Source organism: Acidaminococcus sp. CAG:542 (assembly GCF_000437815.1).
Classification (GTDB): Bacteria; Bacillota; Negativicutes; order Acidaminococcales; family Acidaminococcaceae; genus Acidaminococcus.
Genome location: NZ_FR902091.1, coordinates 14,790 through 27,476 on the forward strand (window position 1 = coordinate 14,790; position 12,687 = coordinate 27,476).

Consider the following 12,687-nt stretch of genomic DNA (forward strand, 5'->3'; position numbering starts at 1 on the left):
GAACCTGTCTTTCAGTCAGGTTCTTTTGAAAGTACAGACCAGAAACGTTCTGGATATGGAAACGGATATCTTATGGATAACGGACCAGGTTTTATACGTTCAAAAATTTGCCTGCAAATTTCTCATTTGGCTCGAGACGCGAGACCCTGGGCCCGAGACCAGGCTATTGCACAAAATGTGCAATAGCCTTATCACAGCTTAAAATCCACAATGGCTCCCACGCCCACTCCGTCAACCCGGTTGATGTTGGTGATGCTGGTGGCGTCGATGGGAATCATGGCCTTGACCCGGGCCACGCTGAGGAATTTTCCTTCCAGCTGGCCTACGGCTTTTACCTTGTCCACTTGAGCTTTGGGGCCCACCACCTGGACGGCCCCGATATAGCTTCCGCTGCCCATACTGAGAATGGGCACCACTTTGGTGGCATAGTGGGTATCCAGGCCTTTCTGGAGAGTCAGTTTGTTGATAAAGGTGTTGATCTCCCCGCCGAACCGGCTGACCAGGTAGCTGATGCCCCCCAGTTTCAGCACGGATCCCAGGTCAAAGGCCTGAGCCGGCAGGGCAGCGGTACCTGCCCCCAGCAGATAGGCGGAAAGCACCGCAGCTGCAATTTTTTTGTTCATGATGGAGCCTCCTTCCGGTTGTATCTCCCCTAGGATATCATAAAGAAGTTACGTTTGTGTGACAAATGGGATTGTTGCACGTTCTGTGCAACAACCCCAAGCTGTAGAGCCGCATGGCGGCTCAAGTCCGGAGTCTGAAGTCAGGAGCCGAAGGATAAATTTGCAGGCAAATTTTTGAATGTGTAGAACCTTTGGGCAAAATGATATCCCGGGTCGATTTCGAGTCCGGTTCTATATAATCGAAAGGATCCGCCCAACCAGGCAGATCCTTTCCTGAGGCTCCAGACTTCAGACTTCCGACTCTCGACTATAAAAAAGGCAATGTTTCACGTGAAACATTGCCTTTTTTTGGCTGCTTACAACGGCTTCTTTACTGCCGTCCCTGCTTTTCTGGGATACTGTTTCGGTGTGGAACGGACTTTTTCTATGGTGATGATGGCCCGTTTGTCCGTAAGCCCCGGCAGCTGGACGGGCCGGATCTCCCGGATCTTTCCTCCCAGCACTTCCACTGCATGGCGGGCGGCATCCGCTTCTTCCTGGTATTTGCTACCCTTCATGGCGTAGAACACTCCGCCTACCCGGACCAGTGGCAGGCAGTATTCCGCCAGCACCGGCAGAGCCGCCACCGCCCGGGCCACCGCCACATCGAATTTCTCCCGGAGAGCCGGATCCTTCCCGGCATCTTCCGCCCGGCCGTGGACCAGCCGGACCTGCCCCAGTCCCAGGGTCTCCACCACCTGTCCCAGGAAGTTCAGCCGTTTCTGGAGGGAATCGATCAGGGTCACCCGCATCCCCGGATCATAGATCTTCAGGGGCAGTCCCGGAAAACCGGCCCCTGTTCCCACGTCCACAATGGTGTGGTTGTGGAAGGCTTCCCGGTTGTACACCAGCAGGGAGTCCACCATATGCTTCACCGCCACTTCCTCCGGATCCGTAATGGCGGTCAGGTTCAGGCTTTTGTTGGTTTCCAGCAGCAGGTCCCCATACTGCTGGAACTGGTCCAGCTGTCCTTCCGTAAGAGGGAAGCCGGCAGCCTCTGCCGCCTGTTTCAGGGTTTCCCGGTAACTCATGCTTCTTCTCCCTTCCGCCGCTGGGTCTCCAGATACACCATCAGCACGCTGATGTCCGCCGGGGATACCCCGGAGATCCGGCTGGCCTGGCCGATGGATACCGGCCGCTGTTTGGTGAGCTTCTCCATGGCTTCCGAAGACAGTTCCTGGATCCGGCTGTAGTCCAGGTCCTCCGGCAGCAGCTTGTCTTCCAGTTTCAGGGCCCGTTCCACTTCCTGTTTCTGTTTCCGGATATAGCCCTGGTACTTCACCTGCACATCCACCTGTTCCGCCGCATCCACCGGCAGTTTTTCCAGGCCGAAGGCGTCCGCCAGTTTTTCATAGGTCACTTCCGGCCGCCGGAGGAGATCCAGCATATTGATGGAACTCCGGAGGGCCGTGGATCCCAGGCCGGTGATCTTTTCCTGGTTTTCCTCGCTGGGGGCCAGGTTGATCTTGGACAGATTGGCCAGGGTCCGTTCAATGATGTCCCGCTTCTTCGTAAAGGCGTCATACCGCTCATCGGTGACCAGCCCCGCATCCCGGCCCTTCTGGGTCAGCCGCAGGTCTGCATTGTCCTGGCGGAGGAGCAGCCGGTATTCCGCCCGGCTGGTCATCATCCGGTAGGGTTCCGTGGTCCCCTTGGTCACCAGGTCATCGATGAGCACCCCGATGTAGGCATCGCTCCGTTTCAGGATCAGGGGCTTCTTCCCCTGGAGCTTCAGGGCTGCGTTGATCCCGGCCATAAGGCCCTGGGCAGCGGCTTCTTCATACCCGCTGGTGCCGTTGGCCTGGCCGGCACTGAACAGGCCGCTGATGGCCTTGTGTTCCAGGTTGGCTTTCAGCTGGAGAGGATCCAGGCAGTCATATTCGATGGCATAGCCGGCCCGCATCATCTTGCAGTGTTCCAGCCCCGGGATGGTCTGCATGAAGGCCACCTGGATCTCCGCCGGCAGGGAAGAGCTCATGCCCTGGACATACACTTCGTTGGTCCGGAGCCCTTCCGGTTCCAGGAACAGCTGGTGCCGGTCCTTGTCGGCGAACCGGATGATCTTGGATTCGATGCTGGGGCAGTACCGGGGCCCCACCCCTTCGATCATGCCGTTGAACATGCAGCTCCGGTCCAGGTTGTCCCGGATGATCTGATGGGTCCGGGGATTGGTGTAGGTCAGATAGCAGGGCACCTGGTTCCGGGTGGTAATGGTGCTCATGAAGGAGAAGTTCCGGACCCGTTCATCCCCATACTGAGGTTCCATCTTGGTGTAGTCCAGGGTCCGGGCATCCACCCGGGCAGGGGTGCCGGTCTTGAACCGCATGAGCTGGAGTCCCGCTTCCTGGAGGGACCCGGTAAGCTTCATGGCGGACCGCTGGCCGATGGGGCCGGACATGTAGGCCACTTCCCCGTAGAGGATCTTCCCCCGGAGATAGGTACCGGTGCACAGGATCACCGCATCCGCTTCGAACACTTCCCCGGTTTCCGCTTCCACCCCCTGGACCTGGCCGTTCTTCACCAGCAGCTTGTCGATCATCAGCTGCTTCACATCCAGGTTGTCCTGGTTTTCCACCACTTCCTTCATGATGGTGTGATACAAAGGCTTGTCCGCCTGGGCCCGGAGCGCCTGGACCGCATACCCTTTCCCGGTATTCAGCATCCGCATCTGGATGCAGGCCTCATCTGCCGCCAGGCCCATCTGCCCGCCCAGGGCGTCGATTTCCCGGACCAGGTGTCCCTTGGCCGGTCCCCCTACGGAAGGGTTGCAGGGCATCAGGGCGATATTGTCCATGGACAGGGTAGCCAGAAGGGTCTTCTGTCCCATCCGGGCTGCTGCCAGAGCCGCTTCGCACCCTGCATGGCCGGCTCCCACAACAACCACATCATAATGATCCACTACGATCATGCTGTTTTCCTCCGCTTTTACTTGCCCACACAGAACTGGGCAAAAATCTCATCGATGATTTCATCCGGCACATCTTCCCCGGTGATCTCCCCCAGGTCATGGAGGGCCTGGGTCAGGTCGATGGTAAGACAGTCATAGGGCAGGTGCTGCCGGGCCCCTGTCAGGGCATCCTCCAGGCTCTGGAGGGCCTTTTCCAGCAGGTTCTGCTGCCGGGCGTTCTGGGTCATGCTGCTGCTTTCGCTGTCAGAGCCTTCCCCGTACACGAAATCCCGGAGCCACTGTTCCACCTGGTCCAGGCCCCGGCCTTCCTTCACGGACAGGACGATCACATCCCTGTCCCCACAGGCTTTCCGGAGGGCTTCCACGTCCAGGGCCAGAGGCAGGTCCGCCTTGTTCACCAGGATCAGTTTCTTCCGGTCCCGGAGGCTGTCCAGCAGCTGCCGGTCCTCCGGATCCAGCGGCTGGGAGCCGTCCAGCACCACCAGGGCCAGCTGGGCATCTTCCAGGGCCGCCCGGGACCGTTCCACCCCGATCTTTTCCACCAGGTCGCTGGTGTCCCGGAGCCCGGCAGTATCGGTGAGCACCAGAGGGATCCCTCCGATGGTCATCTGTTCTTCAATGATGTCCCGGGTGGTGCCGGGGATGTTGGAAACAATGGCCCGGTCCGCCTGGAGCAGGCTGTTCAGCAGGCTGGATTTCCCCACATTGGGCCGGCCCACAATGGCAGTCCGCAGCCCTTCCCGGAGGATCCGTCCGGCAGTGCCCCGGCGTACCAGGGTCTCCACCGCCTGTTTTCCTTCTTCCAGGATGGACACAGTCCGGTCATAGGTCACTTCTTCAATATCGTCTTCCGGATAGTCGATGCAGGCTTCCAGCTGGACCACCAGATCCCGGAGCTTCTTCCGCAGGGCCTTCACCTGCCGGGACAGACCGCCCTGATGGCCCCGGTTGGCTGCCGCCAGGGCCTGCCGGCTCCGGGCGTTGATGATGTCCATGACGCTTTCCGCTTCCGCCAGGTCCAGACGGCCGTTCAAAAAGGCCCGTTTGGTGAATTCCCCCGGTTCCGCCGGCCGGGCCCCTGCCTGGAAGGTCAGGGACAGGATCTCCTGGAGGGCTTCCCGTCCTCCGTGGCACTGGATCTCGCACACATCCTCCCCGGTATAGGAATGGGGGCCGGGCATGTACACTGCCAGCACCTCATCCACCACCTGGCCTTTGCCGTCCCGGATATGGCCGTACAACAACTTCCGAGCGTTTTCCTTCCCCAGCTTTTCCCGGCCGTCGAACAGCCGGTCTGCAATGGCCAGGCTGTGGGGCCCGCTGATCCGGATCACCCCGATGGAGCCCACCCCCAGGGCAGTGGCAATGGCACTGATTGTATCATCCATCTTTTTTTCCTCCAAAAAAGGGGTTGTTGCCTGAGCAACAACCCCTTGTCAATTGTCAATTGTCAATGGTCAATTGCCGAAGGAAAGAATCTGTCCTGTCAGACAGATTCTTTTATTATGCAAAAACATATCGTGCTTACTCTAGCAATGACTGTCTATTTTAAGACCAGGTTTGATTCAATCCAAAAAAATTTGCCTGCAAATTTTATCATCCGGCCACTGACCATTGACCATTGACGGGGGTGCTGCATATCCGCTTTTCATGTGCAGCACCCCCTCATGCAGTTCCATTATTTCAAATCAATGACCACTTTCCGGTAAGGTTCTTCCCCTTCGCTGTAAGTGGTCACCGCCGGATCGTTCTGGAGACTCATGTGTACGATCTTCCGTTCGTAGGGATTCATGGGTTCCAGCATGGCTTTTTTCCGGGTCCGTTTCACCCGGTCCGCCAGGTTCCGGGCCAGCCGTTCCAGGGTTTCCCGCCGGCGTTCCCGGTAGTTTTCCGCATCCAGGATGATCCGGTTCCAGTTCTTCCGTCCCCGGTTCCCGGCCAGGTTGGTCAGGTACTGGAGGGCATCCAGGGTCTGGCCGTGTTTGCCGATCAGCACGCCGATGCCGTCCCCGTGGATCTTCAGGATGATTTCCTCATCCTTCCGGCTGATGAATTTTTCGATGAGCAGGTCCATGCCCATGGCCCGGAAGATTTCTTCCAGGAAGGCCTTGGCTGCCGCTGCTGCCGCCTGCCGTTCCTCTTCCCGGTCCGCCGGAGCCTTGGCATCCTCCTGGGGAGCCGCTTCCGTCTTCTCCACAGGGGCTTCCGCTGCTTCCGGAGCCGCCTCTTCCGCCGGTTCCGGAGCCGCCGGAGCTTCCGCTTCCTTCACCGTTACCCGGACTTTGGCATCCCGGCCTCCGAACAGGCCCAGGAGGGAAGGTTTGGATTCTTCCAGGACTTCCACCTCCGCCTGGTCCCGGCTGACGCCCAGTTCGGCCAGCGCTGCCTTCACTGCATCCTCGACGGTTTTGCCCGTCTTTTCCACCATGTTCATCTTCAAGCCTCCTTACAGGCCCCGAGGCACCTGTTTTGTCTTCTTATTTCTTCCGGTCCAGCAGAAACTGCTGTCCAATCTGCATAATGTTCATGACTACCCAGTACAGCACCAGGCCCGCCGGGAACTTGAAGCTGATGTACCCGATGAACAGGGGCATGAAATACAGCATGACCTTCCCCTGGGGATTGTCAGAAGCCGGCATGGTCTGTTTGGACTGGATAAAAGTGGTCAGTGCGGACAGGATGGGCAGGATGTAATAGGGATCCGGATCCGCAATGCTCTGCATCCACAGGAAGGAACTGGGGCCTGCATACTGAAAATCCCGGATGCCGTAGAAAATCCCGATCATGATGGGCATCTGGATCAGGAGAGGCAGGCAGCCTGCCAGGGGGTTCACCCCTTCGGCCTTGTACAGTTCGGACATTTTCTGGTTCAGGGTCACCTTGTCATCTTTGTACCGGGCCTGCAGCTCCTTCATCTTGGGCTGGATCCGGCTCATGGCCCGGGTGGACGAAATCTGTTTGGCGGTAAGGGGCCACAGGATCAGTTTGATCAGGATGGTCATGATGATGATGGCCAGGCCGTAGCTGGGTTCACCGATAAGACGGGTCAGTTCATAGATGTGGGCCACAACCTGTTGGACAAACGAGCTTAAAATTTCCAAAGTTCGACTCCTTTTCTTCCTGTCCGTTACGGTACAGGATCATATCCTCCCTTGTGGAAAGGATGACATTTGAGTATTCTCTTCACAGCCAGAAAGGATCCCTTCAGGAACCCGTATTTCCGGACTGCCTCCAGCGCATATTGGGAACAGGTGGGTACGAACCTGCACCGGGGCGGAAAACAGGGAGAAATCCATACCTGATAAAAACGGATCAGGGCAATGGCAATTGTTTTCATAGACCCTCCGGGGTTTTACAGCAGCCCGGCCTTTCTGGCCAGCCGCCGGAAAACTTCCTCGTAAACTTCATAGGGAGCGTGTGCCAGACGATGACGAGCTACCCAGACAATGGCGTGTTTCCCCTTCAGACGGGCCTGTTCCTTCCGGAACACCTCCCGCATCCGGCGCTTTACCTGGTTCCGCAGCACAGCATGTCCCAGCTTTTTGCCCACAGCCGTCCCCAGCTGGTTCTCTCCGTTTTCGGAAGGGAGCACGTAAAAGACCCCGTACCGGTCCGCAAAGGAACGGCCTTTTTCATAGACCTCCTGGAACCGCTGGTGGGACTTGACCCGGTTGGCCTGGGTATATTTCATTGGAGGAACATTCTGTTCCAAAGTCCTGCACCTGCCTTGTAGTAAAATAGGCCGCGAAGAGCGGCCTATCTTGATCTTTATGCAGACAATCTCTTTCTGCCTTTTGCACGTCTTCTTTTCAAGACTTGTTTACCACCCAGAGTCTTCATTCTTTCTCTGAAGCCATGAGTCTTTTTTCTCCGATTGTTATTCGGTTGAAAAGTTCTCTTCATGTTCCTAACCCTCCCTTGCCTCCAAAGATACGTCAAGATCTATAATAAGTAAATCGTTTGACAGCTCATATCATTATAAGAGGAAAAAGGGAGGGTGTCAATATATTTACAAAGAAAAGAGGAGAAAATGACTGATTTTTTTACTTTTCATGGACCCGTTTCCCGGTAATGTGTTCCGGCACCAGTTCCAGCATGGTCACCCGGCTGGCCGCCCGGGCCATCACCTGGTCCACTTCCTCCGCCGAAGGGTAGTATTTCAGGCCGATCTGCCGCAAAAGGGCCATGGCCCGTTCCGGATCCTCCAGCACATGGAGCCGGCCGAACACGATCACCGACCGGACTGTGTAAGCCCAGTCCCCCGGGAGCTTCACTCCGGCATCGTGGACGCAGAAAGACACTTTGTCACAGCGCCGGATGGCATCGATCTTGTGGCCTTCCCCGGCTCCGTGGAAATAGATCCGGCCGGTTTCCCGGTGGTAATAATAGTTGATGGGCAGGGCATAGGGATACCCCTCATCCCCGGCCAGAGCCAGGGTCCCCCGTTTTTCCGCCTCCAGCACCTTCCGGCATTCCTCTTCCGGAAGGGCCTGTTTGAATCGCCGCATGGGACGGAACATGGTGTCAGCCTCCTTTGTGTAAAGGGCTGCTGTCTCTGCAGCAGCCCCTTTATTTTCCATACCCTCTGGGCATCACGTCCGGAGGGATGGGACACTGGTAAGTGCGGCCGGCCATGCGCTTTTCCAGTTCGGCCCGGGCTTCCTGCAGCACCGCCGGCTGTTCATAAAGGGTCCGGGCCCCTTCCGCCAGCACCCGGGCAGCGAAGAAGCAGCCCTTCAGGGCCACGGTGCCCTTGTCCTGGGCCACCCACTGCCAGGAATGGGCACTGGTGCCGATGGCAAAGCAGGCGGCGGCAAACTGGGCCAGAGGAGTCACATAACTTACATCCCCGGTATCCGAAGACCCCATGGCCACCGCGTTGGTGGGCTGGTAGGGCAGGATATAAGCTCCGGTGGGGTCCTTCCGGATCAGTTCCTCCCGGAGTTCCGGATCCGGGAAAGGCGCCATCCCGGGATCCTGCCACACCCGTTCCGGAGCCAGCTGGTCCTGGAACTTCTTCAGGAAAGCTTTTTCCGCTTCCGTGCGGAGGGGAGCGCCCACCTGGACCATGGCATCATGCAGCACTTTTCCCAGGGTCCGGTTGGGCACCAGGTTGGACACGGCCTTGTCCAACCGGACGGACAGCTCCGTTTCCGTCATGAGAGCCGCCCCCCGGGCAATGTTCACCACCCGGTCATACAGCCGTTTGGTCTCTTCATTGGTCCGGGAGCGGACCAGATACAGCACTTCCGCCTTGGGTTGTACAACGTTGGGTGAAACCCCGCCGGTGTCCAGGATGGCATAGTGGACCCGATCATAATCCGCCATATGCTCCCGCATGTAGTTGACTCCCACATCCATAAGTTCCACCGCGTCCAGGGCGCTCCGGCCGTTCTGGGGAGCAGCCGCCGCATGGGCCGCCCGTCCCCGGAAGGTGAAGGCCGCCTGGATGTTGGCCTGGTTGGATCCCACCATCACTTCGTTCTGAGTCCCGGGATGCCAGGTAAGGGCTGCATCCACGTCAGCAAAAGCCCCTTCCCGGGTTAGGTAGGTTTTGCCGCTGCCCCCTTCTTCCGCCGGGCATCCATAGACCCGTACGGTTCCCCGGCCGGGATGAGCGGCCAGGTAATCCTTCAGGAGAAGGCCTGCCCCCACTGCCGCCGTGCCCAGAAGGCAGTGGCCGCAGCCGTGGCCGTTGGGATTCCCTTCCCGGGGCTTCTCCTCCCAGATCCCGTCTTCCTGGCTGAGACCGCTCAAGGCATCATATTCTCCCAGGATGGCGATCACCGGCTTCCCGCTGCCGTATTCCGCCACAAAGGCGGTGGGCATGTGGGCCAGTCCCCGGGTCACCTGGAAGCCGTGACGCTCCAGCAGGTCCTCCATAGCCTGGGCGGACTGGAATTCCTGGAATTTCAGTTCCGCAAAGTCCCAGATACAGGCATTCAGTTTCTCCAGTTCCTTTTCATAGGGTTCCAGATTCATGGGTTTCGACCTCCCTTTTTCTCAAACAACTGTTGTACAACCATTGCCGGACGCAGGTTGTTTTACTTCTTCACCGGCTTGTCCCGGCGGGCGTCCAGCTCGTCCAGAAGCCGTTCCCGGGCCAGTTCATAGCAGGCATCGATATAGGTGAGCCCTGCCTGACGCACCAGCTGGTACCCCAGGAGAGCCGAAGCTGCCTGGCCCACCACCGGCACCGCCTTCAGGAAACTCCGGGCGGCAAATTTCCGGCCCAGGGTCTTGATGATCACCTTGATCCCTTCCTTGCTCATGCCCCCCAGGACCATGGCCTTGTCCCGGAGGGACACCTTTCGGCTGCCGTGGATCAGTTCCGGAGTGATCCCGAAGGCATCCCGGATGCATCCGTACATCTGGTACAGGATCAGAAGGTCCACTGCCGCATCCACCCCGATGATGGGATTGATCCCGTTGTAGGCGGCGTAGGTGGAACTCCGGCGCACATAGCTCCGGGCCGCTTCCCGTTTGGCATCCAGCTGCTGCCGGGTCCGGGCCTCTGCAGTGAGGATGTACTTCTCCCGCCGGGCCGCAGGCATTTTCCGGATGATGGCGTCATTCAGTTCATCCAGCCCCGAAGGGGCATCCTTCCGGGCACACACAAAGACCAGTTCAAAGTCTTCCCGGCCCAGCTGTCCGGACACATCCCGGCGGATGGCCTCTTCGCTTTCCTCCAGGCTCAGCCCCTCCTCATAGATCAGGTCCGTCTTGTTCCGGACAAAGATACAGGGCTTGCCCTGGGCGGTCAGCTGCCGGAACAGTTCCGTATCCCCCTGGTGGAGCTTGTCGGAGAATACGCACAGGAACATATCATACTTGAAAAGATGGAATTGTTCTATGAACTCATTCCAGGGAAAGGATTTTGTTCCATAGCCCGGCAGATCGATAAAGGTGGCATCCCCGTGCTCCACCAACAACGGCTCCCGGGTGGTGTCCGTTTCCACCCCCACCGGGGCTGCCTGGTAGCCGCAGATGGCATTGATCAGGCTGGACTTCCCGGAGCCTGGCTGTCCGAACAGCACAATGGTCACATTCTCCTGATCCAGGTTCTTCAGTTTTTCTCTGATGGCATTTCCGTCTTTTGTCATGGTTCCCCCATCTGGATTTCCGCCTGGAGCCGTTCCAGGGCGTACTCCCAGCAGGCATCGATGTATTTTTCACCTAAAAAGTACATGCTTCCGGCGTTGAAGCTCATTACTGCCGCGCCTCCCACCACTGGGATCACTTTGGCAACTTTCCCGGAGGCCTTTTTCCGCAGGAGCCAGGTCAGCCCCTTGGTCACCCGTTCTCCGGTGACTCCTTCCGCCAGTTTCTTCACCACCTGGGAACTGGGCCCTTCCGGCTGGACTTCCTTTTCGCTGACTCCGAAGGCTTCCCGGATGGCCCGGTACAGGCTTTTCAGGATCTGGCTGTCCAGGGCCGCGTCCATGCCGATCACCGGGTTCAGGCCGTTGGCCGCCGCCAGGACTATGAATTTCTTCAGGGACCGTTCCGCCGCCTTCCGCTTCACCAGCAGGGCTTCTTCCGTATAGGCTTTGGCATGGCGGAAGAACCGGTCCCGCTGGGCTTCCGGCAAAAGCGCCCCCATGGCCCGTTCCAGTTCCGGGATCCCCCGTTCCGCCGCCGGCCGGTTCCGCCGGCAGCTGGTGAATACCACCTGTTCCCGGGGGCCCACCAGATGGTGGACATCCCGGGTGATCTTCTCCTCCAGCTCTTCCCGGCTGCAGGAAGGATCGTAGAGCCCGTCGCATTTGTTCCGGACAAACAGACACACCCGGCCGGTCCGGGCGATCTTCCCGAAAAATTCCACATCCGCCTCATGGAGCTTTCCGGCGAACACGCACAGGAACAGGTCGTACTGGAGAGGATTAAAAGCGCTGAAATAGGCATTTTCCGGGAACAGGCTGGTGTCATAGCCGGGCAGGTCCACATAGATCACATCCGGACACTCCACGATCTGGGCCTGACGGGTGGTGTCCGTGGCCTGGCTCACCCGGGCCACCCGCTGGCCGGCCAGTTCATTGATCAGAGAGCTTTTCCCGGCTCCCGGCTGCCCGAAGAGGCAGATCTTGATTTTATGGTCCCGTTCCCGCTGCCAGGCCTGCAGGAACTGGGATACCAGGGCTTTGGCATCTCCGGCCATACGATTCCCTCCTTTATGCTTCTTCTGTTTCGTTGGCCAGGCTCCACATAAGCCGGGTCACGGCCGCTTCCAGGGTCATGGGGCCCCCGGATTCCACTCCGGCCTGGGCCGCCAGGATCCCCATGGGATACAGGGACAGATCCACCCCGTCAAAAAGGCACTGGCTGACGCACACCACCCGGACGCCTTTTTTGATGGCCCGGCGGATGGCCGGCAGGAAGTTCTGCTGGTCCGTATTCACCCCGCCGGCTCCGTAGCATTCCAGCACCAGGCCCTTGTAGCCCCGGTCCACCGCATAATCGATGATATCCGGTTTCAGCCCGGGAGTCATGGTCACCGCCATCACCCGGGGTTCCAGTTTCTCTTCCACCCGGAAGCCACCCACGTTTTCCCGGCTGGGCAGGTTCTTTTTGACCCCCTCCTTGCCGAAATACAGTACGGGAGCTTCATTGACACTTTCAAAGGCATTGGGGTTCCGGGTGAAGATCTTCTTGGCGCAGTCCCCTTTGATCACCTTGTTCCCGAAGGCCACGAACACCCCGGGCAGACCGCTGGCCGCCACGGAAAAAGCCAGTTCCAGGTTGCTCCGGGCATCGCTGTTGGTAAGGCTGAGGGGGACCTGGGCCCCGGTGAGCACCACCGGCTTCCCCAGATTGATCAGCATCCGGCACAGGGCGCTGGAGGTATAGGCCAGGGTATCGGTGCCGTGGGTGAGCACAAAAGCGTCATAATCGCTGTAATTGTCCCCGATCAGCCGGGCCCAGGCGCTCCAGTGGGCCGGTTCCAGATTGCTGCTGTCCAGGAGGGTCAGATCCCGGACGGTGATCTCTCCCAGGGTCCGGAGTTCCGGCACCTGTTTCAGGATGTCCTCTCCCTTCAGGGTAGGTTCCAGGCCTTCATCGGTTACCGTACAGGCAATGGTGCCGCCAGTGGTCAAAAAGAGTATTTTTTTCATGGAT

General features: G+C 58.6%; 14 protein-coding genes. All 14 read right to left on the reverse strand.

Features of this window, described 5'->3' with window-relative positions:
- Positions 1–191: 191 nt before the first annotated feature.
- On the reverse strand, positions 192–623 hold the full coding sequence (locus QVO43_RS08120; RefSeq protein WP_022488031.1) for a hypothetical protein: 432 nt from the start codon (positions 621–623) through the stop codon (positions 192–194).
- Positions 624–979: 356 nt separating this feature from the next.
- Positions 980–1,693: a 16S rRNA (guanine(527)-N(7))-methyltransferase RsmG gene (gene rsmG, locus QVO43_RS08125; protein ID WP_022488032.1), complete on the reverse strand. Its 714-nt coding sequence runs from the start codon at positions 1,691–1,693 to the stop codon at positions 980–982.
- Positions 1,690–3,570, reverse strand: a complete 1,881-nt coding sequence (gene mnmG, locus QVO43_RS08130) for a tRNA uridine-5-carboxymethylaminomethyl(34) synthesis enzyme MnmG (RefSeq protein WP_022488033.1) — start codon at positions 3,568–3,570, stop codon at positions 1,690–1,692. The genes rsmG and mnmG overlap by 4 nt, the downstream gene beginning before the upstream one ends.
- A gap of 17 nt (positions 3,571–3,587) precedes the next feature.
- Complete coding sequence (gene mnmE, locus QVO43_RS08135; protein ID WP_022488034.1) at positions 3,588–4,958, reverse strand: tRNA uridine-5-carboxymethylaminomethyl(34) synthesis GTPase MnmE; 1,371 nt, start codon at positions 4,956–4,958, stop codon at positions 3,588–3,590.
- A gap of 290 nt (positions 4,959–5,248) precedes the next feature.
- Positions 5,249–6,004 (reverse strand): RNA-binding cell elongation regulator Jag/EloR, encoded by a 756-nt coding sequence (jag, locus tag QVO43_RS08140; RefSeq protein WP_022488035.1) that lies wholly within the window; start codon positions 6,002–6,004, stop codon positions 5,249–5,251.
- A gap of 43 nt (positions 6,005–6,047) precedes the next feature.
- On the reverse strand, positions 6,048–6,671 hold the full coding sequence (locus QVO43_RS08145; protein WP_022488036.1) for a YidC/Oxa1 family membrane protein insertase: 624 nt from the start codon (positions 6,669–6,671) through the stop codon (positions 6,048–6,050).
- A gap of 26 nt (positions 6,672–6,697) precedes the next feature.
- Positions 6,698–6,907 carry a membrane protein insertion efficiency factor YidD gene (gene yidD, locus QVO43_RS08150; protein WP_022488037.1) on the reverse strand — a complete coding sequence of 70 codons (210 nt, stop codon included), beginning with the start codon at positions 6,905–6,907 and terminating at the stop codon, positions 6,698–6,700.
- 15 nt (positions 6,908–6,922) lie between these two features.
- Complete coding sequence (gene rnpA, locus QVO43_RS08155) at positions 6,923–7,261, reverse strand: ribonuclease P protein component (protein WP_022488038.1); 339 nt, start codon at positions 7,259–7,261, stop codon at positions 6,923–6,925.
- A 77-nt stretch (positions 7,262–7,338) separates the two neighbouring features.
- Positions 7,339–7,473, reverse strand: a complete 135-nt coding sequence (gene rpmH / locus QVO43_RS08160; protein ID WP_075579283.1) for a 50S ribosomal protein L34 — start codon at positions 7,471–7,473, stop codon at positions 7,339–7,341.
- Between the two features lie 140 nt (positions 7,474–7,613).
- Positions 7,614–8,090 (reverse strand): pyridoxamine 5'-phosphate oxidase family protein, encoded by a 477-nt coding sequence (locus QVO43_RS08165; RefSeq protein WP_022488039.1) that lies wholly within the window; start codon positions 8,088–8,090, stop codon positions 7,614–7,616.
- Positions 8,091–8,139: 49 nt separating this feature from the next.
- On the reverse strand, positions 8,140–9,552 hold the full coding sequence (locus QVO43_RS08170; RefSeq protein ID WP_022488040.1) for an amidohydrolase: 1,413 nt from the start codon (positions 9,550–9,552) through the stop codon (positions 8,140–8,142).
- 62 nt (positions 9,553–9,614) lie between these two features.
- Positions 9,615–10,673 carry a GTPase gene (locus tag QVO43_RS08175; RefSeq protein ID WP_022488041.1) on the reverse strand — a complete coding sequence of 353 codons (1,059 nt, stop codon included), beginning with the start codon at positions 10,671–10,673 and terminating at the stop codon, positions 9,615–9,617.
- Positions 10,670–11,728 (reverse strand): GTPase, encoded by a 1,059-nt coding sequence (locus QVO43_RS08180; RefSeq protein ID WP_022488042.1) that lies wholly within the window; start codon positions 11,726–11,728, stop codon positions 10,670–10,672. The genes QVO43_RS08175 and QVO43_RS08180 overlap by 4 nt, the downstream gene beginning before the upstream one ends.
- A gap of 13 nt (positions 11,729–11,741) precedes the next feature.
- Positions 11,742–12,683 carry an asparaginase gene (locus tag QVO43_RS08185; RefSeq protein ID WP_022488043.1) on the reverse strand — a complete coding sequence of 314 codons (942 nt, stop codon included), beginning with the start codon at positions 12,681–12,683 and terminating at the stop codon, positions 11,742–11,744.
- Positions 12,684–12,687: the final 4 nt, after the last annotated feature.